We start from the raw sequence: 25,088 nt of genomic DNA, 5'->3' as shown, positions 1-25,088 counted from the left end.
AAAAACATCGACGAAATGCACAAATTTCAAAATAGATGAAAAATATTTATTGAAAATCAATTAGTTAACGAAATATTAGGTTATTCAACCCTGAAATGTGCAGTAAATCCGTTAATTTTAAACAAAAAAGAATGAATATTGTAGAAAACCCATATTTAACGCTATTTCAGAAGCAACAAGCCTATCAATTTGAAGTTGGAAATACAACAGTTAAAGCCAGATTACAAAAACTGAATCGATTAAAGGCAGCTTTAGAGGTAACCTATCGCAGTCAAATTCATGTAGCGCTAAAAAAAGACCTTAACAAGTCAATCACCGAAACAGACCTTACCGAGATTTATCCAATTATCAGCGAAATAAAACATGTTAAAAGACATTTGTGGCATTGGGTAAAAAACCAAAAGGTGCCAACGCCATTGTCGTTATTTGGCGCCAGCTCTTACATAAAATATGAGCCAAAAGGAGTTTGTTTGATTATTTCACCCTGGAATTTTCCGTTGAACTTAACTTTTGGTCCTTTGGTTTCTGCTATTGCAGCAGGCAACACCGTTATTCTAAAACCATCTGAAATGACGCCTCATACTTCAGCATTGATGAAAACTATGGTGCAAGATTTATTTGATGAAACCGAAGTAGCCTTAGTAGAAGGTGAGGTTGAAACCGCTCAGCATTTATTGAATTTACCTTTTAATCATATATTCTTTACGGGTTCGCCGGCAGTAGGAAAAATTGTAATGAAGGCAGCAGCAGCGCATTTAAGTTCTGTTACCTTAGAACTTGGAGGTAAATCGCCCGCCATCATTGATCAATCGGCCAATCTAAAAACAACGGCCAGACGACTAATTTGGGGTAAACTGGTAAATTGCGGACAAACCTGTATTGCGCCTGATTATGTGTTAATCGATAAAACTTCGCAAGATGTATTTATCGATCATTGTATCAAGTCAATTGAATTCTATTATTCACAACTCCCCGAGACATCAAATTCTTATGGTAGAATTGTGAATCAACATCATCTTAATAGATTAAAAAGTTTAATTGATGATGCCGTTGCTAAAGGCGCAACGGTTGCTTATGGCGGAAATATAATTGAATCTGAAAACTATATTCAGCCAACCATCATCACCAACTGTAATAATGAGATGCGTATTTTGCAAGAAGAAATTTTTGGTCCAATATTACCAATTGTAAATTTTAGAAATACTGAAGATATTCTGCATCATATTAACGCCAATCACAAGCCGTTAGCTGTGTATATTTTTAGTGATAAAAAATCTTTTATTAAGACTATTTCAAATAATACAAGAGCCGGTACTACCGTGATCAATAATAACCTCATCCAATTTAACAACCACCATTTACCATTTGGTGGCAGTAATAACAGTGGCATTGGCAAAAGTCATGGATATTATGGATTTAAAGCTTTTAGTAATGAACGCGCCTTTATGAAACAGCATTTTAAAGGAATTTCAGAATATGTAACGCCTCCATATACCTCAATTAAGGAGAAAATTGCAGCTTTAACCGTCAGGTGGTTTTAGAAGAAATTTGTCCTACGTCGTAAGTCGTGCGTCATAAATCTACCACCGCATTTACCCTTTAATGATAAAATCAGCCTGAATGTTTTCATTCACCTCATTTTGGTACTTAGTCATGCTAAAATACTCGTGAATGGCATAACTGCCTGTTTCACCTTTTTTATTAACGGCAATGTAACCCACTTGAAAGTTTTTATAGTCGCTATTGGGTTTGTTAACAATTCTGCTGATGGCTTCTTCGCAGGCTTCTTGTGGAGATTTTCCTTGTCGCATGAGCTCAACCACTAAAAAACTGCCAACTGTTTTTACAACTTCTTCGCCTAATCCGGTAGCCACGCAACCGCCAATTTCATTATCAATAAACAAACCAGAGCCAATAATCGGACTATCACCTACGCGTCCTGCCATTTTATAAGCCAGACCACTGGTGGTGCAAGCGCCTGAAATATCGCCATTTTTATCAATAGCCAACATGCCAATGGTATCGTGATTTTCAATATTAATGATGGGTTTGTATTCTGAGGTGAGTTTCCAGTTTTCCCAGGCTTTTTTGGAAGCATCGGTGAGTAAATCTTCGGGTTGAAAACCTTGAGAAATGGCGAATTGTCTGGCACCATCACCAGCTAACATAACATGTGGTGTTTCTTCCATGACCTTTCGTGCTACCGACACAGCGTGAGTAATATTCTGTAAATAAACTACCGCACCGCAATTACCGTTTTTATCCATAATGCAGGCATCTAGTGTAACGTTACCATCTCTGTCGGGCAAACCGCCTTTACCAACACTCTGACCTTTATCGTTGGCTTCTTCAACCATACAGCCTTGTTCAACGGCATCTAAGGCGTTGCCACCGTTATTGATAACTTCCCATGCTTTCGCCGTAGCTTCTTTTACATCCCATGTAGCAATTACCAGAGGAATGTTATTAGCTGTATCAATAGTTGCGATAGCTTGAGTATCGGATTCTTTCACATTGTCTTTGCAACTTAAAATGGTGGGTGCTATCGCTATTGCTGCAGTAGATAATGAGGCGTTTTTTAAGAATTTTCGGCGTTTCATGTCTGTTGTGTTTTCTTTAAGTTAAGGTATCCAAAATAGATGATGTAGCAATAGCAAGCCACTACTAAAATAAGTGCCATTTGAAATCCAAATAAATCGGTTAATTTTCCAAAGAGTGGCGGAATAACAGCACCACCAACGATGGCAGTACAAAGTAACCCTGAAGCCTTTGGTTTTAGTTCACCCAAACCATCCAGTGACAAGGTAAAAATAGTTGGAAACATAATGGAGTTGAACAAGCCAACTGCCAAAATGCTCCACATACTCAGTAAACCTACGCTATTTATTGAAATGACAATCATGGTAACGGCTAAGCTGGCAAAAATGCCCAATATCTTTCCTGGATTAAAAATTTTGGTGAGGTACGAGCCTATAAATCTTCCAATCATAGCACCACTCCAGTAAAAGGTGACAAATACGCCTACAATGGCTTTTCCGTCTTTACTTGAGAGTTCTGCGTTGAGTAATTTCTCTGAAATAGAAGTCATTAGACTATTATTTTTGATAAGGTCAACCAAATTCAAGTCTAAAAAATAATTGACTAAGTAACTGCCAATAGCCACTTCGGCGCCTACATAGAAGAAAATGCCAAGAACTCCTAGAACTAATTTTTTATTTGAAAGTGCCTGCCAATAAGTACCGGTTGATTTTTCATTGATAATGGAAGGCAATTTTGCAAATACAAAAACCAATGCTATAAATGCAATAAAAACGGCCAATGCTATAAATGGCATTTGTACTGCCGAAGCTTCGTTTAACAGATATTGTTCTCTATCTATATTATTGAGCGCTGCAATTTCTGCTTCGGTTTTTATGGCATCGCTTAAAATAAATAAAGCGCCAATAGCCGGTGCAATGGCGGTTCCTAAACTATTAAAAGCCTGTGAAAGGTTGAGCCTGCTGGATGCACCATCCTCGCTGCCTAATACAGAAACAAACGGATTGGCTGCTACTTGTAAAATGGTCATTCCGGCAGCAAGTGTAAAATATGCCAGCATAAAAACGCCAAATATCCTCAAAGATGCCGCAGGGTAAAATAATAAACATCCAATTGCCATAGTTAAAAGACCAAAAACAATTCCTCGCTTGTATCCAATTTTTGACAATAAATAACCTGCAGGAATTGACAGTAAAAAATAAGCGCCAAAAAAGGCAAATTGAACCAAACCGGCCTGAAAATAAGTTAGGGTAAAAAGTTCGCGCAAACGCGGTATTAAAGAATCAACCAACACCGTAATAAATCCCCAAAGAAAAAATAAAACGGTTAATAAAATAAATGAAGATTGGTAGTTAGGTTTCTGGCTCATCGGTTTTATTTTAAAACAATTTCGTCTGCAAATAACCAAGCTTTTCCATTAAAAGGTGCACCCAAATGCCAATCTGGTAAGTCTCCAAAATTTTTAGCTATAATTTTTAAATACTGCACCGGTTGACTGTCTAAATTAAATTTAATGTTTGCAATTTCGGTTTGAGAGATTGGAACTTCTGCATTAAAGGTTTTAGTGTCTTTTAAGGTGAAATCTTTTCCGTTTTCTGAAATGTATAAACTTACTTCAGTAGGATAAAAAATCCAGCTGCGTTGGTCTACCAAAAAGTTAATGCTTACCGAGTTTAAGGGCTTTTTACCGCCTCGATTGAGTGTGGCTATTAAATCAGTATCCTGATAGCCTTGCCAGGCACCGGTTCTAAAATCTTTAGTGCCGCGCAAACCGTCGATCAAGGCGTTTGGTCCACCACCATTGTATTGGTTGGCATAGGCAGTACCTAATTCAATACTTAAATCAGAATCCATTTTGTAAAATTTGGTACCAACTTCGGCACTTTTCACACCATTTTTTTCGCTGTAAACCGTGAGTTGGGTATCTTCGGAAATGTTGATTGGAGCATGATATGGTTCAAAATCTTTATCGTTTATTCTAAAAAAAATGGTAGCATCTTTTTCAGCACATTCGAGTACAACTTCGGTGTCATCTTTAAAAGCAACATCGCCACTTTTAATAAAAGGTGAAGGTATGATGAGGTGTTCTAAAATTTCACTCACAGGGATGGCTTCATCACTAGTACCCCAGTTGGTGGGCTGGTTGGTCATTGTGAAAATGAGCGTTCCTCCATTAACAATGTCATCGTGATTGATATAAGACTTGGGGTGCGATTTACCATTAAGTTTTACCGAAGCTATATAACGGTTTTCAGGACTGTTGTTTTCAGCTAAAATGGTAAAGGTTTTTCCGTTTTCAAGATTAATGGTGGCTTTATCAAATAATGGTGCGCCAATAATATACTGGTTGCTGCCCGGTGTTACCGGATAAAAGCCTAATGAACTAAAAATATACCAGGCGCTCATTTGGCCGCAGTCTTCATTTCCCGAAATACCGTCAGGATGATTTTGATATTGTTCAGTAAGGATTTGTCTCACGCGCTCCTGAGTTTTGTGCGGCTTATTAACAAAGTTGTAAATGTATGCCATATGGTGACTCGGCTCGTTTCCGTGTGCGTATTGACCAATAAGTCCCGTGATATCAACCTGATGCCTTCCCGAAGTTTCAGCCTCTGCTGTAAAAAGCTCGTCTAAGTGTTTTTCAAGTTTTTCCTTTCCGCCCATTAATTTCATCAGCCCGGAAAAATCCTGAGGCGTATATAAACTGTACTGCCAGGCGTTGGCTTCGGTGTAGTTTGAATTTACTTCGTATGGGTCAAATGGCGAAAACCAGGTATTTCTAAATCGGGCACACATAAATTGTGTTTCGGGGTCAAACACGTTTTTATAATTTTGGGCGCGCTTTAAAAATGATTCATAAATATCATTTCTGCCCATATCTTTGGCCATCATGGCAATGGTCCAATCATCGTAAGCATATTCCAAAGTTTTAGAAACCGATTCACTTTCTTCCTCTAATGGAATAAACCCAAATTTTTTGTAAGATTCAAGTCCGAGGTGATCTTGCATAGCGCTGTGCTGCATCGCTTCAAGTGCTTTGTCGGAATCAAATCCATCTATGCCTTTTAAGTAAGCATCCGCAATTACGGGCACGGCGTGGTAACCAATCATACATCCGGTATAATTGCCCGCCAAATCCCAAATGGGCATGATGCCACCTTCGTCGTATTTTGCTAAAAAGGTTTGAATAAAATCTTTGGTGCGTTCTTGTTCAATAATAGTGTACAGCGGATGTGCTGCGCGGTAAGTATCCCAAAGAGAGAAAACAGTGTAGTAATCAAAATCGTTGGTTTGATGAATTTCTAAATCCATTCCACGGTATCGGCCGTCAACATCCTGATAGATGTTTGGCGCGATCATGGCGTGGTACATGGCGGTGTAAAATACAGTTTTGTAGTCGTCGTTTGGTGTTTCAATAATGATTTTTTCAAGTTGTTGCTCCCAAATGGCTTCAGCTTCGGTTTTAACTTGTTCAAATGTTTTATTGCCAATTTCACTCAATAAATTATTTTTAGCACCATTTTCATCAACAGCGCTAATACCAATTTTCATCAAAACGGGTTCATTGTTGGGATTGTTAAATTTAATGGCCGCTTTAGAACTTTCAAATTTGTAGTTTTTTTGAGATTGCGCGTTTTCAATTTGATAAGTAATGTTTTCAATTGGATGGGAAAAAGTGATGTAATAAAACAGTCGTTGATCTTCTGCCCAAGCCTTCGAAAACCTGTATCCGCTAACCGAGACATCATCAATTTGTTGAATTTTGTGATCCAACAGCATGTCTCTGTGCTCTAAGTCCAGAATTAGGAATTGATTTTCAGCATCAGGAAATTGGTATTTATGAATACCGCTTCGGTAGGAAACAGTGAGTTCTACATTCACATTAATGGAGTCTAAAACCACCGAATAGTAACCTGTTGAAGCGGTTTCGTTTTCATGAGAAAAGGGTTTTCGGTAGCCTTTTTTGCCATCAAAACCATTATTAAACTCGATTACGTTACTTGGCATTAATAGCACATCGCCATAATCTGAAACACCTGTGCCGCTGAGGTGTGTATGAGAGAATCCATAAATATAGTCATCGCTGTAATGGTAACCGCTGCATCCTTCCCAGCTGCCATCTACACGGGTATCAGGACTTAGTTGCATCATGCCAAAAGGCAGTGTTGCTCCCGGAAATGTATGTCCGGTACCGTCGGTGCCAATCATTGGGTTAACGTAAGATATTAATAGCGCGTCTTTGGTTGCGGGCGCTATTTGATTGTTTTGCGAACAATTAATAAAAAACAAAGAAAGAATAAAAAGAAGGATGAATTTTGCTTGCATTCGATTTTGATTGGTACATTTATGGCAACTAATATACTAAAAATGCGATTGAAGGTTTGAGAAATTTGTTTAGGCCTTTTTCATAAAGATTCTGTCTTTAACAGTTCCATTCTTTGTTGTATATTTGTTTAAATCATTTATGAAAAATGAATTATACAATGTCCTTTCAGGAAAGAGCCAAGTTAGGTTTGGAGCTACTATCCAAGCAATCACCGGTTACCTTGCAGATGGCACGAAGCCAAGCAAAGAAATTAAGAACACTAAGCACTTCAAAAAACAAGAAACAGAGCGCTTAATACACTACATTGAATCTCAAAAATATTGGTTTCAAGATGTAGATTATTCACAATATATTAGCGAAGGTGCCGAGCAGCGCGTGTACTTAAAGAATTCGCAATACGTTTTAAAATTAAACGATTCTATTTATTATCTTTCATGGCTGGATTATTTTCATAACCTTTTATTACATAATTATTTTTTTCCTGACACGGCTTATGAATTACTTGGTTTTACTAATCAAAAAGACGTATTGTATGCGGTTTTAAAACAAGCTTACGTGCAAATAACACAGCAAACAGACTTAAATAGAGTAAAAGAATTTATGGCTGCAAACGGTTTTATAAACACGAGGAATAACGACTATTATAACGATGAGCTTGGAATTATCTTAGAGGATTTACACGATGAAAATGTACTTACAAAGAATGACGTTCTTTATTTTGTAGATACGGTATTTTATTTAACCGATGACTTTTGGATGTTATAATGAAATACAAATTCAATATATGATAAGATGTAATGTATTAAAATTATTAGGTGTAATTGTATTTTGCGTATTTGGTTGTACTAAAAACGCTGATCAACCACTCGATTCAGTTATTATTCCCAATCCACAAGCACAAATTATTCAATTGGGTTATTTTACAATTTCTTCCAACACTCAACTCATTGCGGATGAATATTTTAAACTTTCTTCGTCATTTCTCAAAAACTTTATAGAAAACGGCAGTAGTATTCGTCTTAATAAAGATAAATCCGAATCTAAAATCAGCTTTCAATTTGATAGTACAATTGAAAAAGAAGGATATCATTTAAAAATCTCAGAAAATGATATCATCATTTCAGCCCAAACCGACATAGGCGCTTTTTATGCCGTTCAAACTTTAAGACAACTTTTACCACCGGCATTTGAGAGTCAAACTTTTGAAGACAATCAAATTCACCTGCAAGCCCAAGAGATAGAAGACGCACCACAATTTGTTTATCGCGGTATGCATCTGGATGTGGGTCGCCATTTCTTTCCGGTAGCGTTTATCAAGAAATACATCGATATGCTGGCACTGCTTAAGATGAATACTTTTCACTGGCACTTAACCGAAGACCAAGGCTGGCGCATCGAGATTAAAAAATATCCAAAATTACAAGAGGTTGCCGCCTGGCGCGACGAGACGCTCATTGGTCATTACAACGATATGCCACACCAATTTGACGGAAAACGTTATGGTGGTTATTACACCCAAGAAGAGGTCAAAGAAATCGTTGCATATGCTTCGGCAAGACATATTACCGTAATTCCGGAAATTGAAATGCCCGGACATTCACAGGCAGCCATTGCCGCTTATCCGAATTTGGGATGTACAGGTGAAAACCCCGGAGTGGCAAAATTTTGGGGTGTTTTTGAGGATATTTATTGCCCTAAGGAAGAAACATTCGCTTTTTTGGAAGACATTCTGGATGAAGTTCTGGAGCTTTTCCCTAGTGAGTACATTCATATCGGTGGTGACGAAGCACCCAAAACCCGATGGGAAAATTGCGAAAGTTGTCAGGCACTCATTAAAAAAGAAGGGCTAAAAGACGAGCACGAACTTCAAAGCTATTTCATCACGCGAATGGAAAAATATCTCAATAGCAAAGGTCGACAAATCATCGGTTGGGACGAAATTTTGGAAGGTGGTCTGGCACCCAATGCCACCGTGATGTCCTGGCGTGGTGTTGAAGGTGCTGTGGCTGCTGCCAAACAAGGGCACAAGGTAATTATGACACCTACTTCGCATTGTTATTTTGATTATTACCAAAGCGAAAATGACACCGAACCACTGGCCATTGGCGGATTTTTACCTTTAGAAAAAGTCTATCATTTTAATCCGATTCCTGAAGGTTTAACCGCCGAAGAATCCCAATTTGTATTAGGCGCGCAAGGCAACCTCTGGACAGAATATATGAGGGATGAGAAGCAAGTGGAATATATGGCGTTTCCACGGGCAATAGCGTTAAGTGAAGTCTTGTGGACTTCAGAAGAACATAGAAATTACGAAGATTTTGTGAAGCGGTTGGAGCATTTCCAAAAGCGGATGGATATGCTTAACGTAAATGTTGCCAATCATTTGTATGAAATAAAAGGAACAATTCAATCCAATGAAAATGGTATTTTCTTTCAATTAAAATCGGAAAGTAACTCCAACCCCATTTTTTATACCACAGACGGCAGCGAGCCCAATTTAAAATCTTACAAGTATGAAAAGGCACTCTCTGTCTCTGAAGACCTTCTAATAAAGGCAGCAGTTTTTGATGAAAACGGAAAGCAAATAAGTTCCATTTTTGAGGAAACAATTGAAATACATAAGGCCGTGGGCAAAAAAATTGAACTGAGTGTAGAGCCAAGCAAGGTTTACAGCGGCAGTGGCGCGGCCGGTTTGATTAATGGCATACAAGGTAGTGACAAACGTTATGGTGATAAGGAGTGGCTGGGGTTTTGGGGCGATGATTTGGAAATCCTGATTGATTTAGGCACAACTACTCAAATAAACAAGATTTCAACCAGATTTTATGACGCCATAGGGCAATGGATTTACGCACCGTCAATTATTGAAGTTGCAGTTTTAGATAGTGAAAGAAATAATTTGACAAAGAATAATGCTACTTTGGATGATGGTGGGAAAAATTTAAAAAATTTAGAAGTTCGTGTTGAAAATTTAGATGCGAGATACATTCATATTAACATCAAAAATTACGGTGTCATTCCCGATGGTGCGCAAGGTGCCGGCCATAAGGCCTGGTTGTTTGTTGATGAGATTGTCGTTGAATAAATTGAAGATTATTATGACTTTAGAAATTTGTGCTGCCAATATCCAATCTGCTATTAATGCTGAAAAAGCCGGAGCACATCGCGTTGAGTTATGCAGTGAGTTAGCCGTTGGTGGTATAACACCATCATTTGGAATGATTCAAGAGGTTTTAAAGAAAGTAGCCATTCCGGTTTTTGTCTTGATTCGCCCTCGGAGTGGTAATTTCACTTATTCCGAAGACGAATTTGAAATTATAAAAGCAGACATTCTTAATTGCAAAAAGATGGGTTGTACAGGCATTGTTTCCGGGGTTTTGAATGTTGATAATTCTATTGATGTTATTAGAACTAAAGAATTGGTTGAACTAAGCAAGCCTTTACCATTTACGTTTCATCGTGCATTTGACTGGGTGCCAAACCCAGCAGAAGCGATAGAAACGTTAATTGATATTGGTGTTCATCGGATTTTGACATCCGGGCAGTCATCTACTGCAGAAAAAGGTATTGAGTTGTTAACCCAACTGCATCAACAAGCAAATAATCGGATTCAGATTTTGCCGGGTGGCGGCATCAACGAAAATAATGTGAAGTTGTTTAAAGATAAGGGATTTACTGAAATCCACGCTTCTGCCACAACTTTGGTTCAAGAAACAGCCGTCCCAATAGTTACAATGAATAGCACAAAGTTTTTTCAGGAAAATAAAGTGTTTGAATCTAACACCGAAATTATTTGTAGAATTTTAAAGAATTTAGATTGAAATATAGGCTATTAGTATTATTACTACTCTTGATTTTGAGTTGTGAAAGACAATCAAAACATTTGATATCCAAGCAATTAATTCATGAAGGTTGGCAATTCAAAAAAACCACAGATTCTATTTGGTATCCGGCAACCGTTCCCGGTTCGGTCCATACTGATTTGTATGGAAATAAACTTATTCCGCATCCTTTTGTAAAAGATAATGAGTTGCAATTGCAATGGATTTCTGAAACAGGATGGGAATATCAAACAAGGTTTTTTGTTGATGAAAAAACACTTCAAAAATCCAATCATATGTTAAGCTTTGATGGCTTAGATACCTGCGCTTCAGTTTATATAAATGACAGTTTAGTATTAAGTACCAATAACGCTTTTAGGTTTTGGAAGGCAGATGTAAAGCCATTTCTTAAATTAGAAAATCACATAAGAATTGTTTTTGAGCCCACCAGTATTTCTGAAGAAGCCGAAAAGGACAAATTAGATTATGAACTTCCTGAAGGTCTTCGTATTTTTTCGCGTAAAGCGCAATTTCAATACGGTTGGGATTGGGGGCCAACATTTATAACCTCAGGAATTTGGCGCAAGGTTTTTTTAGAAAGCTGGAATATAGCTAGAATAGAAGACACTTATTTTAAACAAATTAAACTAAGCGATAATATTGCAGAACTTGAGGCCGAAATCGCTATCACACTCAATGAAGAAAAAGAATTAACCCTCGATATTCTTGTTGAGGGAGAATTAAAGGTGACAATAAAACAAGTATTTAGAGCTGGAGAACATGTGATGAATATCCCATTTACTATTGAAAACCCTCAACGTTGGTGGCCACACAACCTGGGTGAGCCACATTTGTATGATATGGAAGTGCGCTTAAGACGAAATAACAAAATATTGGATGTAAAAAAACTTAAAAAAGGTCTGCGAACCATTGAGCATATCGCAGAAAAGGATGAGGTGGGCGAGTCCTTTTATTTTAAAGTAAACGGTGTTCCTGTTTTTATGAAAGGTGCCAATTACATTCCGCAAAACAGTTTTCAAAGTGAAGTAACAGAACAGCATTATGAGCAATTACTTAATGATGTGGTGACCGCCAATATGAATATGCTTCGGGTTTGGGGTGGCGGCATTTATGAAAATGAGGTGTTTTATGAAAAATGTGATGAAAAGGGCTTGCTAGTTTGGCAGGATTTTATGTTTGCCTGTGCGATGTATCCCGGAGATGATACTTTCCTTGAAAATGTGCAGCAGGAAGCCATCGATAATCTAAAACGATTGCGAAATTTTACTTCTATTGCTTTGTGGTGCGGTAACAATGAAGTAAGCGAAGGCTGGCACCGCTGGGGTTGGCAGGAAGGCAGAAGTGAAGCTGAAAAAGAAGAGATTTGGAACAATTATTTAAAAATTTTCGACACCATTTTACCAAATACCGTGAATAAATTATCGGAAGTTCCTTATTGGGAAACTTCTCCAAAATTTGGTCGGGGTGATATTCGCTACATAACCGAAGGCAATGCACACGATTGGTGGGTTTGGCACGATGGATATCCGTTTGAAAGTTTGGAAAAGAATGTGCCTCGTTTTATGAGTGAATTTGGCTTTCAGGCGTTTCCAAGCTACGAAACTATTAAATTTATAAACGACAACGACAGTATCGATATTAATTCACCTGCGTTTAAAACCCATCAAAAACATCAAATTGGTTTTGAGCGAATTAAAGAATATATGGAACATGATTTTCCGGTGCCTGATAATGACGAAGATTACGTGTATATGAGTCAGTTGTTGCAAGCCTATGGCATCGGCAAAGGTATTGAGGCACATCGGCGTTCGAGACCTTATAATATGGGCAGTTTATATTGGCAACTCAACGACTGCTGGCCCGCTGTAAGTTGGTCGAGCATCGATTTTTTTGGTGACTGGAAGGCATTGCATTATCAAGCCAAACGGAGTTTTGAGAATGTTTTGATTTCGTTTGAACAAAACAACAACAATGTCGATGTTTATGTAGTAAACGATGAATTATCACCACAAGATGGCTTGTTAGAACTTCAATTAATAGATTTTAAAGGACATATAATTTGGCAAGAACGCGTTGAAATTAAAGTTGAAGCTTCCGGGAGTAACATTTATGCAACTTTACCCATAGAAATTTTTAATAAAAAGAAATATCAAGCAGTTCTAAAAGCTAGTTTTAACGAGTCTTCCTCCTTGTTTTATCTAGTAAAACCTAAAGATCTTGATTTACCGCAAGGAACTGTAAATCTGTCTTTAAAAAAAGTAAGTGAAGGTTTTTTAATTAAAGTCACTTCCGAAGTTCTTCAAAAAAATGTATTTCTATTTAGTCCTCAAAAAGGTCATTTTAGCGATAATTATTTTGATTTACTGTCCGGCGAAGTAAAAACCGTTTACTTTAAAACCAGTGCCGAAGAAGCCGCCATTCAATTTAAAACGTTTAACACTTTCATAAGATAAAAGGTTGGCTTTAGAGCTAACTTTGTGTGATTTAAATTAGTTATGGTTCGCTGGATAATTTTCTTTTTAATTTATGCGTTTTTTAGTTTTTATGCCTTTCAAGCTGTAAAGACGGCTACAAAGTTTGGGTGGGCTCATATCATTTTTATTGCGGTCTCGGTGTTGGTTTTCAGCAATTTTGTGTATCAATTTACAGCTGGCAGCGATAGTAGGGTGCTTACCCAAACCAAGAGTTTTGCACTCGGATTTTTAATCACCTTTATGACCTTTAAAATGGTTGTGATTCCGCTGTTATTAGGCGAAGACGTTTTAAGAGCCATCATTGGAATTAACGATAAATTTATTGCTTCAAAGGAGGATTTAACCATTCCTTCAAGACGTAAGTTTGTGAGCCAGATTGCACTTGGCATTGCAGCCATACCAATGTTTTCATTGCTTTACGGAATGTATCGCGGTAAATACAACTTTAGAGTTTTAAAATATACGCTTCATTTTGAGGATTTACCTGAGGCTTTCGATGGTTACCAACTTACACAATTAAGCGATATACATGCGGGGAGTTTTGACAATCCAGATAAAATTAAATACGCTATTGATTTAGTGAACGGACAACAATCTGATTGCATTTTGTTTACAGGAGATTTGGTCAATAATAAGGCAGACGAAATGTTGCCATGGAAAGACATGTTTTCTAATCTTCAAGCTAAGGATGGCATTTATTCTGTATTAGGAAATCATGACTATGGCGATTACGTAGATTGGAATTCTGCCGAAGAAAAAAATCAAAATTTAGAAACCTTAAAGCAAATTCAGAAAGAAATGGGCTTTCAATTGCTGTTGAATGAAAGCACTTATTTAGAAAGGGATGGACAGCGTTTGGCCATAATTGGCGTCGAAAATTGGGGGAAAGGTGGTTTTAAAAAATCTGGAGATTTTAAGAAAGCTAGTGAAAGCTTAGATAAAAATGATTTTAAGATTTTAATGAGTCACGACCCAAGCCATTGGGAAGAAGTAATCATAAACGATGACATGCATGTGCATTTAACCTTAAGCGGGCATACCCATGGGATGCAATTTGGTATCGAAATTCCGGGCTGGATTAAATGGAGTCCGGTGAGCTGGCGCTATAAATATTGGGCAGGTATTTATAAAGAAAAGAATCAATATATTAATGTAAACAGAGGATTTGGCTATTTGGCATATCCCGGTAGGGTTGGAATTTGGCCAGAAATTACTGTTATTGAATTGAAAAAGGGTAATTCAACCCTATAAATTAAGAAATTACCTTTATTCAAGGATTTTCGTTAATTTTATACTACAAGAAGTATGGTCTATTATCTTAAACAACAATTATATAAATATCAAAAAAAATGTGTAGGTTTGTATAATTGACTTTAAAACTTAAGGTTATGTCAAAATTTGGGGAACTCATTGATGTTGATATTCCTGTTTTGCTGGATTTTTTTGCAGAATGGAACGAACAGTCAACCGCCATGCACGCCGTACTAAGAGACGTTGCAGCAGCTTTAGGAGACAAGGCAAAGGTGATTAAAATTGATGTTGAGAAAAATAAAGAGTTGGCAGATGCTTTAAGAGTTAAAGGCTTACCAACCTTAATAATCTACAAAAACGGCGAAATGCGCTGGCGGCATAGTGGCGAGCAAGATGCAAACACGCTCATAGGAATTATTCAGGAGTACGTTTAGATTTCGATTTTTTCGAATGTGAAATCTTTTTCTGAGAAATAATTTAGCAACTTAGGTAACGCAAAAGTCATATTTTTTTCTGCCTTTAAACTGTCGTGAAATACTATAATGCTTCCCTTTTTTGCTTTAGAAATGACGTTATTTAAACAAGCTTCTTTTGAAACTGAGGCTTCCCAGTCAAACGACAAGACATCCCACATGACAATGTTGTAGCCTTCCAGTTTAAGTTGCTTGCCATGCGGTAATTTTAATTTACCATATGGAGGCCTAAACAGCTTTGAGTTTATCAATCCAGATGCTTTTTTAACATTCTGCATGTAAATTTCAACATCGTAATTAAAGGCGTTTAAATGATTATATGTATGGTTACCTACAGCATGCCCATGATTAAGAATTTTTTGATAAATATTGGGATATTTCAAAACATTTTCACCTATACAAAAAAAGGTGGCTTTGGCACCGTATGTCGCTAATGTCTCTAAAACAAACTCTGTTACACCTGGTGTTGGTCCGTCATCAAAGGTTAAATATAAGGTATTCGAGTCTGTTTTTACATCCCATAAATAGGAAGGAAACAACCGTTTTGCCACGCTTGGTGTTTTAACGGGTACCAGTTTCATTATTCTTGATTTTGGGCATTAATACTTTTGATTAAAGAATCTAAAAATGCCTCGCCTTCATCTGTAATGGGAGTTTCATCTTCGGGTTCTTCGTCCGGGCCCATAAAATGGTCGAATAATTTCAAATGATTGTTGAATTTTTTTGATTCCTCAAGAGCAAAATCTGTGTCTTTATAAACAACCAGCACATCTACCAAACTTCGGTAGCGCTCGATGTTTGAGAAAATTTCTTCAATGTTGTTTTTTTGAACATCAATAGGCAATGAACTGAAATATAACAGTTGTTCCTGATATTTTTTAGAAACTTCTAAAAATAAAGCTCTCGCTTTATCCTCACTTTCAACTTCATAATAAGCACTTATGTAAGGTTCTAAGAGCGTGTAATACTCAAAATGTCTTACGGGCATTTTTTCCATAGCTAAATCGGCTATGGCTTCAGCTTTATCGTACTTTTCTTCGTTAATGAGTTGTTCTATGAGTCTTGCCAAATTACCGCGATAGGTAATGCCATTTTTACGGGTTTCCGGATCGTGGTAAATGTCGTCGCTACCGCTGTTGCCCCAATCCCAAGACATCACCTTTTGGTACATAGAATCGGTATTAACACGCCCCATATCATATGGGTTGGCTCTGTTCACAGGAGTTTTTATGGGCACTAATTTATAGACCATACCATCTAACTGAAGATAATCTTTAAGCCATATATAATCATCGTTTCCAAAGCTGCCACCGCTAAAACAAATTTCTCTTTCCCAGTTGTTGTTGGCCACAATGTCTAACATAAGCAACCTGTTTTTGTATAGGGCACTTTCGTCAATTTTTAGGTAGAGATAGTCCTCAATTTTGTCGGCATCTTCCGGTTTTACCAATCCGCTTTTTAAAACATTTTCTTTGTTTACAGGAACTTTAACGTGTCTTGTTGGAAAGTAATTAGAATTGAGCATTTGTCTTGGATATCCTGTAAAATCTTCTCCCGATTGTTGTAGTACATATTTTAGTTTTGTTCTCGGGTTATCACTGCTAACAAATTCAATAAAGTCTTTTATATCTAAGGTGTCTTGTGTTATTTCTCTGCGCATAATATAATCTCGCGTACCGTATTTATATTGGTCGTGCGTTAATTGCGAGGGAATTGGATCACTTTCGTAAGCCTTTCGTTTCATTTGGTCTATATACCAGTCTGTTTGAAATAAGCTTGTATTTACCACTCGAACATCGGTTCTAATATCTTCAATTTCTTGGGTATACCAAAGTGGAAAGGTGTCATTATCGCCTATGGTGAATAAAATGGCATTGGGTCCGCAAGATTCCAGATATTTAACCGCCATGGCTTCTGCGGTTCTTCGTTTGGATCGGTCGTGATCATCCCAATTATTCACAGCCAAAACCAGAGGTACAATTAGGCAAACAGTTGTAACAGCGGGTGCCAGTAATTTTGTTTTGAGTTTACTTTGAAGCAAGTCGTAAAGTGCGTATACGCCAAAGCCAATCCAAATAGCAAACACATAAAATGAACCCACAACAGAGTAGTCGCGTTCTCTTGGTTCAAATGGTCTTACGTTGGTATAAACCTGTATGGCAATTCCTGTAAACAGAAAAAATACCAACATTACCCAAAAGCGCTTTTTATCGTATTGCAAAAGGAAAAACATACCTAGTAATCCCAATAAAAAAGGAAGAAAATAGTAGGTATTTCGGCCTTTGTTGTTTTTTACATCGCTGGGTAAATTTTCCTGAGACATTCCAAGGTGCCATTCGTCAATAAAATTGATGCCGCTAATCCAGTTGCCATTAAAGTCGTCTAATTTACCTTGAACATCATTTTGACGTCCCGTAAAATTCCACATAAAATAACGCCAATACATATAACCTAACTGATATTGAATCATGTAGGCAATGTTAGAAGCAAAACTGGGGGTATCTACATCTAAATAAGACTGGCCATAAGTTCTTAAGAATTGGTTATAGTCGTCATAATCAATTTCACCGGCGCGAACTCTGCTTCTAAAATCGGTTACCAGTGACACTAGTTCAGGCTCTGAACGATATTCAGGTTTAATTCTAAAATCTACATAACCTGTAAACATCATATAGTTTTGGGCGTGCTCGGCACTCCACATTCTTGGCAGTACAACGGCATGTTCGCTATTGTAATTTTGTTTGGCATTTTTGTAGTCGTTAACAATTACGTATTTACCGGCTGCATCGTCTTTTTCGTATTTGGGTTTATCGTCAACAAAGGGTTTGTTTTTATCTGCCCCAGAGTAAATTTCGGTGAATTGCGGACCGTAAAAGAGATGTGTTTCCGGGTATTGCTCGAGGTTGTAATAGGCGAGCAGTTCGCGGGCACTTTCGGGATTGTTTTCGTTTATAACCACGTTGGCATTGGCTCTAATTGGCAACATAAGCCATGATGAACTTCCTATAATTACAAACATTAAGCAAAGTAATATGGTGTTGTAATGAGGTAATTCTTTTTTTCTGGTATAATTTAATCCGAAGTAGAAAAACGCCACCAAAATTAGTCCGGCAATAATACTTCCCGAATTAAAAGGCAGGCCAATGGTGTTAACGAAAAATATTTCGAGAGCACTAAAAAATCTTAAAATATTAGGAAACATGAGTTTAAAAACAAATAACAATACTGCTACCGAAATAACATTGGCCAGAATAAATCCTTGTACGGTAACCGTTTTATAGTTTTTAAAGTAGTAAATAAGTCCAATAGCAGGAATGGTAAGTAAACCCATGAAATGAACGCCAAACGACAATCCAACTACAAATGCAATTAAAATAAGCCATTTATTACCTCTGGCGGTATCCATGTCTTGTTCCCAACGCAAGCCTAGGTAGAACATTACAGACATAATTAAAGTTGCCATGGCATAAACTTCGGTTTCTACGGCATTAAACCAAAAGGTGTCTGTAAAAGTAAAAGCCAAGCTGCCAACCAAACCACTGCCAAGAATGGCTATGGCTTTTCCATCTAAATCGTTGTGGTCTTGATTTACCAACTTTTTAAGCAGTAAAGTAATAGACCAGAACATGAATAGTATGGTAAAAGCGCTTGAAAGCGCACTCATCATATTTAATAAAAAGCCAATTTGCGACGGTTCTAGCGCAAAAATAGAGAAGAATGCACCTAACATTTGAAAGAATGGTGCACCCGGTGGATGTCCAACCTGGAGTTTAGATGATGTTAAGATATATTCGCCTGCATCCCAAAAACTAACTGTTGGTTCTATGGTTAAAGTGTACACAATAAGAGCAATAGAAAATACTACCCAGCCAAGAATGGTATTGATTTTATTAAATTTTAATGAAGTCATGATTATGAAATAATGATGGGCGAATTTAGTAATTATAAAGTAAACATGGGGTAATAATTAACTAACGTTAACCTGCTTGTATTATTTTCGTGCTTTTTTTTGCGCAAACCAAACTTTGTTATAAATTTGCATCCTCAAATAAAGCTGGTCTATGGTGTAACTGGCAACACGTCTGGTTTTGGTCCAGAAGAGTCTAGGTTCGAGCCCTAGTAGACCAACAAAAATCCCAATCATGAAAGTGGTTGGGATTTTATTTTTATATGGGTATAGGCGAGAAGCCTGTGCCGAGCAGCGTCTAGGTAAGCCCTAGTAGACCAACAAAAATGCCAATCATTTAGGTGTTTGGGTTTTTTTGTTTTTAATATAGAATATAATTCAGATCAGTAGTTTGAGGTTATTTCAGGATATAACTACTTGATTTTAAAAGTAATCACAGGCCTGGTAGCATGGTTCACAATATCTTCACTAATACTACCATTAAAAAAATGCGCAATTCCTTGTCTGCCATGCGTACTAATACCTATTAAATCGGCATTGATTTCTTTAGAGAAATTTAAAATACCTTGTTCAACACTTTCATCGTTATAGATATTTACTGATACCGGGAAGTAAACTTCGTCTTTTGTGAATTCGTTAATTCTGGCTTTTGCATCATGGGTAGTTCTGAAATTGTTTGGTGTATTTACCATTAATAAATGTATGGTGGCATCAAATTTTTTGGCAAAATTCACCGCTTGTTTATAGGCGTTTTTGCTTTCGTCTTTAAAATCTGATGCAAATACAAAATTGTCTATGAAAAAATTTTCATGACTATTTTTAATTACCAAAACAGGCACTTTTGAGTTTCTAACAACCTTTTCGGCATTAGAGCCAATAAAAACTTCACTTAAACCACTGGTGCCATGAGAGCCCATTACAATGAGGTCTATATCGAGTTCATCGCAAGTATTTTTAATTTCAGAAAATGACAAATCGGCCTTAATAGTTTGATGTACAGTGAGATTTTGAAGAAAATCTTTTTTTAATACACTATCAAATTGTTTTTGTGCCATTTTCATAAAAAATATGGCTTCAGGTAGTTCGTTATGAGAGCCATAGGCATCAACGCCTTGCAGCGGAAGTTCTAACATATGCAGTAAATATATATCGCTTTCGTGATTGCGTGCAATTTCGGCAGCTACTTTTAAAGCATGTTCAGCTTGTTCTGAAAAATCGGTTGGTACAAGTATTTTTTTCATTTTGTTATGGTTGATTATAACTTCCTAAATATAACAAAAAAAAGCCTTGGTTTCAACTTGTAAAAATCAAGATAAAAATTGTATATTTGCGCCGTCGTTAGAGAAAAAAAAATTGAGGGGACACCAAAGTCCCCTCTTTTTATACTAAAAATGTTCAGAGAAAAAGTAATAGCACTTCTCGATAGTTGTTTCGAAAATCGCTCAGATTTATTCCTTATTGATTTGGAAATTTTGAGTGATTACACCATTCGTGTTATTGTCGATGGTGATAACGGTGTATCTGTAGAAGATTGTGTTTATGTAAGTAGAGCTGTTGAGCATAATTTAGACAGAGAGTCTTATGATTTTTCAATTGAAGTTTCTTCTGCCGGTGCGGCTTCAGATCTTATTAACAAACGACAGTATAAGAGAAACATTGGTAGAACTTTAAAGTTGAAAACTAAAACCAATGGGGCCATCGAAGCTGAACTTTTTGAAGTTAAAGATGATGGTATTATTGTAAAATGGAAAACAAGAGAGCCTAAACCGGTTGGTAAAGGTAAAGTAACAGTAGTTAATGAGGCCGAAATTAACTATGATGATATTGAAAAGGCAAATGTTGTATTAAAATTTTAATCCGCTGCAACTATGGAAAATATTGCATTAATTGAATCATTTTCAGAATTTAAAGATGATAAGTTAATAGATAGAGTAACGCTAATGGCCATTCTTGAAGACGTATTGCGAAGTGCGTTAAAGAGAAAATATGGCGATGACGATAATTTCGATATTATTATTAACCCTGACAAGGGCGATTTAGAAATTTGGAGAAATCGTATTGTAGTAGCAGATGGCGAGGTTGAAGACCCAAATCAGGAAATAGAACTTTCTGAAGCACAAAAAATTGAGCCAGACTTTGAAGTTGGTGAAGATGTTGCCGAAGAAGTAAAACTAATCGATTTAGGAAGACGTTCTATATTAGCTCTGAGACAAAATCTTATTGCTAAAATTCACGAACACGATAATACAAACATATACAAGCAGTTTAAAGATCTCGAAGGAGAGATTTATACGGCTGAGGTGCACCACATTCGTCACAAAGCCATTATCTTACTCGATGATGAAGGCAACGAAATCATTCTTCCAAAAGACCGACAAATACCATCAGACTTCTTTAGAAAAGGAGAGAACGTAAGAGGTATTATAGAAAATGTTGATCTTAAAGGCAACAAACCCACGATAATAATGTCTCGCACATCACCTGTGTTTCTTGAGAAGTTATTTGAACAAGAAATTCCAGAGGTGTTTGATGGATTAATTACCATTAAGAAAGTTGTGAGAATACCTGGAGAAAAGGCTAAAGTTGCCGTTGATTCATATGATGACAGAATAGATCCCGTTGGTGCTTGTGTTGGTATGAAAGGTTCCAGAATACACGGCATTGTGAGAGAATTAGGAAACGAAAACATCGATGTAATTAACTACACTAATAACTTACAGCTATTTATAACAAGAGCTTTAAGTCCGGCTAGGGTTACATCAATGAAAATTGACGAAGATACCAAACGCGTAGAAGTCATTTTAAAACCTGAAGAAGTTTCAAAAGCTATTGGTAGAGGTGGTCATAACATTAGATTGGCAGGCCAGTTAACCGGCTACGAAATAGATGTGTTTAGAGAAGGTGCTGAGGAAGATGTAGAATTAAGAGAATTCTCTGACGAAATAGAAGGATGGATTATTGAAGAATTAAGCAAGGCCGGATTAGATACAGCCAAGAGTATTCTTGAGTTAGAAGTAGATGATTTGGTTAAAAGAACAGATTTAGAAGAAGAAACCATATTAGATGTTATAAGAATTCTTAAAGAAGAATTTGAAGAATAACAGAAATAAATTATATTACCACCGTTTATGGCTGAAACAATTAGATTAAACAAAGTACTAAGAGAACTCAATATCTCAATAGATAGAGCAGTGGATTTTCTCGAATCCAAGAAAGTGTCTATTGAAAAAAGTCCGAATACCAAAATTTCTCAGGACGTTTATGAGTTGCTCTCAGACGAGTTCCAAACCGATGCTTCAAAAAAGGAAAAGGCGCAGGAGGTTAGCGAAGCCAAAATAAAGGAGAAGGAAGAATTGAGAATACTTCGTGAAAAGGAAATTGAAGAAAAAGCCAAATCAGAGAAAGCGGAGAGAGAAGTTATCAAAGCCAAAGCACAGGTAACTGCGCCAAAACAAGTGGGTAAGATTGATTTGGAGCCCAAAAAAGAAGAGCCAAAACAACCCGTTGAAGAACCTAAGCAAGAAGATCAGCCTGAGGTTAAAGTAGTTGAAGAACCCGAGACAACTGTTGTTGAAGAACCAAAGAAAGAAGAGCCAATAGAGCCTATAGAAGTAAAAAAATCAGAACCTAAGGAACCCAAAGAAAAACCTCAAGAAAGAGCAAAAGAGCCTGAGGTAGAAACCGAACCGGAATCTGAAACACTTACCACTAAATATCAAAAACTAAGCGGACCCAAAACAACCGGTGAGAAAATTGACTTAAGTCAGTTTAACAAACCAAAGAAGAAGAAAGAAGAAAAGCCTGCTGCAAAGACCGAAGGTCAGTCAACCAATCAAAATAAGAAAAAACGCCGAAGAATTAGCAAAGGCGTTGATTCGTCTGCGCCTAATTTTAATGCGGGTAATAATAAAAAAGGTGCTCCAAAAGGAAAGTTTACGCCTGTAAATAAAGAAGAGCCGAGCGAAGAAGAAGTACAAAAGCAAATTAGAGAAACCCTCGAAAAGCTTCAAGGAAAAGGAAACAAAGGAAAGGCTGCCAAATATAGAAGAGAAAAAAGAGATCACCACAGACAGCAGTCTGAGAGAGAGATTGAATTGCAAGAAGCCGACTCTAAAGTATTAAAAGTAACAGAGTTTGTTACTGTAAGTGAAGTGGCTACAATGATGAATATTCCTGTAACGCAAATTATTTCGGCTTGTATGTCTCTGGGTATGATGGTAACCATGAATCAGCGTTTAGATGCTGAAACCTTATCAATTGTGGCAGACGAATTTGGATACGATGTAGAGTTCATTACTTCCGATTTAGAAGACGCTATTCAAGTTGACGAAGATAGAGAAGAAGACCTTGTGCCTAGGGCACCTATTGTTACTGTAATGGGGCACGTAGATCATGGTAAAACCTCTTTACTCGATTATGTCAGACATGAAAACGTAATCGCCGGAGAGTCAGGTGGTATCACTCAGCATATTGGTGCTTATGGTGTTACTTTAGATAACGGACAAAAAATCACCTTCCTTGATACACCTGGTCACGAAGCATTTACTGCCATGCGTGCCAGAGGTGCACAAGTAACAGATATGGCCATTATTGTGGTTGCAGCAGATGATGACATCATGCCGCAAACAAAGGAGGCTATTGCACATGCACAAGCAGCCGGTGTACCAATAGTTTTTGCTATCAATAAAATAGATAAACCAAATGCCAATCCGGAGAAAATAAAAGAAGGGTTGGCGGCCATGAATTTGCTGGTTGAAGATTGGGGCGGAAAAATTCAATCTCACGATATTTCAGCAAAAGTTGGAACCGGTGTAAATGAATTATTAGAAAAGGTATTATTAGAAGCCGAAATTCTGGAGCTTAAAGCCAATCCTAATAAATTAGCAACCGGTACAGTTGTAGAAGCCTTTTTAGACAAAGGACGTGGCTACGTTTCAACAGTGTTGGTGCAAGGCGGAACACTTAGAATAGGCGATTTTGTATTGGCAGGAAGACATAGTGGTAAAGTTAAAGCCATGCATGATGAACGCGGTAAAGAAATTACCAGTGCCGGGCCAGCAACTCCTATTTCAATTCTTGGTTTAGATGGAGCGCCTCAAGCAGGGGATAAATTTAATGTGTTTGAAGATGAACGTGAAGCCAAGCAAATTGCCGCAAAACGTACACAATTACAAAGAGAACAATCTGTTAGAACACAAAGACATATTACTTTAGATGAAATTGGACGAAGAATTGCCCTTGGCGAATTTAAAGAACTTAATATTATTCTGAAAGGTGATGTGGATGGTTCGGTTGAGGCATTAACAGACTCTTTCCAAAAATTATCTACCGAAGAAATTCAGGTAAATATTATCCATAAAGGTGTTGGTGCCATAACCGAAAGTGATGTGTTACTAGCCTCAGCTTCCGATGCAATTATTATTGGTTTTAATGTAAGACCAATGGGTAATGCCAATCAAATTGCCGAGCGTGAAGAAATCGATATCAGAACCTATTCTATTATATATGATGCTATCAATGATTTGAAGGATGCAATGGAAGGTATGCTATCTCCTGAACTTAAGGAAGAAATTACAGGTACCGCCGAAATTAGAGAAACCTTTAAAATTTCTAAAATTGGAACTATTGCGGGTTGTATGGTTTTAACCGGAAAAATTATTCGTAACAATAGTATTAGATTAATTCGCGATGGCGTTGTGGTGTATACCGGTGAACTAACATCTTTAAAAAGATTTAAAGATGACGTTAAAGAAGTAGCTAAAGGTTATGATTGCGGAATGCAAGTGAAAAACTACAACGATATTCAGGTTAACGATATCATTGAATCCTTTAGAGAAGTTGAAGTTAAAAAGAAACTTAAGTAAATAAAAAAAGCGGCTTTTGCCGCTTTTTTTATGATTTCAAATTAACTTTCGGTTTAAAGATAAAAGCATTGGCGTATTCTTTTTTAATTTTAACAAGTGCACGCTCAGCTTCAAGCCTGTTCGCAAAATTACCTACCCATATTTTATAATTAGGCGTGTTAAATTCCATACTAGCAGGGATGTCATTAAAAAGACTGGAAAAGTCGTTTTTTACACGTTCCGCTCCTGACCGATCACCACTATAAATTTGAATTTTAAAAGCATCTATAGTTCTGATATCTTTTTTAAAATCTAATAACTTTTCAATTTGTGGGTCCTGATCAATGCGAACTGTGGGATTTTGAGCAAACACTATTGATGTTAATCCCATGAAAACTAGTAAGGTTGCTGATATTTTTAGGTTCATATGTTT

Annotated in this window: 17 protein-coding genes and 1 tRNA gene; 11 read left to right on the top strand and 7 right to left on the bottom strand. The window is 37.1% G+C overall.

Annotated elements, in window-relative coordinates:
- Positions 1-131 precede the first annotated feature (131 nt).
- A complete protein-coding gene (locus FJ651_RS02885) occupies positions 132-1,541 on the top strand; it encodes an aldehyde dehydrogenase family protein (RefSeq protein ID WP_140988889.1) in 1,410 nt (469 codons plus the stop codon).
- 51 nt (positions 1,542-1,592) lie between these two features.
- On the opposite strand, the gene FJ651_RS02880 is transcribed toward FJ651_RS02885, so the two are convergent.
- Genes FJ651_RS02880 through FJ651_RS02870 form a run of 3 tightly spaced genes read right to left on the bottom strand, consistent with a single transcriptional unit; the run spans position 1,593 to position 6,864 of the window.
- Positions 1,593-2,600, bottom strand: a complete 1,008-nt coding sequence (locus tag FJ651_RS02880) for an isoaspartyl peptidase/L-asparaginase family protein (RefSeq protein WP_140988888.1) — start codon at positions 2,598-2,600, stop codon at positions 1,593-1,595.
- The gene (locus FJ651_RS02875) at positions 2,597-3,907 is read right to left on the bottom strand and encodes a sugar MFS transporter (RefSeq protein WP_140988887.1); all 1,311 of its coding nucleotides are present in this window, start codon (positions 3,905-3,907) and stop codon (positions 2,597-2,599) included. The genes FJ651_RS02880 and FJ651_RS02875 overlap by 4 nt, the downstream gene beginning before the upstream one ends.
- A gap of 5 nt (positions 3,908-3,912) precedes the next feature.
- A complete protein-coding gene (locus tag FJ651_RS02870) occupies positions 3,913-6,864 on the bottom strand; it encodes a GH92 family glycosyl hydrolase (RefSeq protein ID WP_140988886.1) in 2,952 nt (983 codons plus the stop codon).
- Between the two features lie 139 nt (positions 6,865-7,003).
- Here FJ651_RS02870 and FJ651_RS02865 point away from each other — a divergent pair, with 139 nt between their 5' ends.
- The 6 genes from FJ651_RS02865 to FJ651_RS02840 all read left to right on the top strand — a co-directional run bounded on the left by FJ651_RS02865 (position 7,004) and on the right by FJ651_RS02840 (position 14,866).
- The gene (locus FJ651_RS02865; protein ID WP_140988885.1) at positions 7,004-7,630 is read left to right on the top strand and encodes a putative polyvalent protein kinase domain-containing protein; all 627 of its coding nucleotides are present in this window, start codon (positions 7,004-7,006) and stop codon (positions 7,628-7,630) included.
- A 19-nt stretch (positions 7,631-7,649) separates the two neighbouring features.
- Positions 7,650-9,950: a beta-N-acetylhexosaminidase gene (locus FJ651_RS02860; RefSeq protein WP_140988884.1), complete on the top strand. Its 2,301-nt coding sequence runs from the start codon at positions 7,650-7,652 to the stop codon at positions 9,948-9,950.
- A gap of 13 nt (positions 9,951-9,963) precedes the next feature.
- A complete protein-coding gene (locus FJ651_RS02855; RefSeq protein WP_140988883.1) occupies positions 9,964-10,686 on the top strand; it encodes a copper homeostasis protein CutC in 723 nt (240 codons plus the stop codon).
- A gap of 62 nt (positions 10,687-10,748) precedes the next feature.
- Entirely contained in the window at positions 10,749-13,160 is a 2,412-nt protein-coding gene (locus FJ651_RS02850; protein WP_246085295.1) for a beta-mannosidase, read from the top strand.
- Between the two features lie 42 nt (positions 13,161-13,202).
- Positions 13,203-14,432 (top strand): metallophosphoesterase, encoded by a 1,230-nt coding sequence (locus FJ651_RS02845; protein WP_140988881.1) that lies wholly within the window; start codon positions 13,203-13,205, stop codon positions 14,430-14,432.
- A 137-nt stretch (positions 14,433-14,569) separates the two neighbouring features.
- Positions 14,570-14,866 (top strand): thioredoxin family protein, encoded by a 297-nt coding sequence (locus FJ651_RS02840; RefSeq protein ID WP_140988880.1) that lies wholly within the window; start codon positions 14,570-14,572, stop codon positions 14,864-14,866.
- Here FJ651_RS02840 and FJ651_RS02835 read toward each other — a convergent pair.
- Positions 14,863-15,486 (bottom strand): polysaccharide deacetylase family protein, encoded by a 624-nt coding sequence (locus FJ651_RS02835; protein ID WP_140988879.1) that lies wholly within the window; start codon positions 15,484-15,486, stop codon positions 14,863-14,865. The genes FJ651_RS02840 and FJ651_RS02835 overlap by 4 nt on opposite strands.
- Positions 15,486-18,815, bottom strand: coding sequence for a glycosyltransferase family 117 protein (locus tag FJ651_RS02830; protein WP_140988878.1), 3,330 nt, complete (start codon positions 18,813-18,815; stop codon positions 15,486-15,488). Before FJ651_RS02830 ends, FJ651_RS02835 begins: the two co-directional genes overlap by 1 nt.
- A 145-nt stretch (positions 18,816-18,960) precedes the next feature.
- Between FJ651_RS02830 and FJ651_RS02825 the strand changes: the two genes are divergently transcribed.
- A tRNA-Gln gene (locus tag FJ651_RS02825) sits at positions 18,961-19,033 on the top strand.
- Between the two features lie 192 nt (positions 19,034-19,225).
- Here the strand turns inward: FJ651_RS02825 and FJ651_RS02820 are convergent.
- On the bottom strand, positions 19,226-20,053 hold the full coding sequence (locus FJ651_RS02820; RefSeq protein WP_140988877.1) for a universal stress protein: 828 nt from the start codon (positions 20,051-20,053) through the stop codon (positions 19,226-19,228).
- Positions 20,054-20,203: 150 nt separating this feature from the next.
- On the opposite strand from FJ651_RS02820, the gene rimP reads away from it, so the two are divergent.
- From rimP to infB, 3 genes are read left to right on the top strand one after another with little or no spacing between them, the layout of a single operon-like run.
- Positions 20,204-20,668: a ribosome assembly cofactor RimP gene (rimP, locus tag FJ651_RS02815; RefSeq protein ID WP_140988876.1), complete on the top strand. Its 465-nt coding sequence runs from the start codon at positions 20,204-20,206 to the stop codon at positions 20,666-20,668.
- A gap of 12 nt (positions 20,669-20,680) precedes the next feature.
- Positions 20,681-21,913: a transcription termination factor NusA gene (gene nusA / locus FJ651_RS02810; protein ID WP_140988875.1), complete on the top strand. Its 1,233-nt coding sequence runs from the start codon at positions 20,681-20,683 to the stop codon at positions 21,911-21,913.
- Between the two features lie 27 nt (positions 21,914-21,940).
- The gene (gene infB, locus FJ651_RS02805; protein ID WP_140988874.1) at positions 21,941-24,676 is read left to right on the top strand and encodes a translation initiation factor IF-2; all 2,736 of its coding nucleotides are present in this window, start codon (positions 21,941-21,943) and stop codon (positions 24,674-24,676) included.
- A 28-nt stretch (positions 24,677-24,704) separates the two neighbouring features.
- Here infB and FJ651_RS02800 read toward each other — a convergent pair whose 3' ends face one another.
- On the bottom strand, positions 24,705-25,082 hold the full coding sequence (locus FJ651_RS02800) for an SPOR domain-containing protein (protein ID WP_246085294.1): 378 nt from the start codon (positions 25,080-25,082) through the stop codon (positions 24,705-24,707).
- Between the last annotated feature and the right edge of the window lie 6 nt (positions 25,083-25,088).

Source organism: Paucihalobacter ruber, from assembly GCF_006494535.1.
Classification (GTDB): domain Bacteria; phylum Bacteroidota; class Bacteroidia; order Flavobacteriales; family Flavobacteriaceae; genus Paucihalobacter; species Paucihalobacter ruber.
Note: the sequence above shows the minus strand (reverse complement) of the source record. Positions and strands in the feature narration are given on the sequence as shown.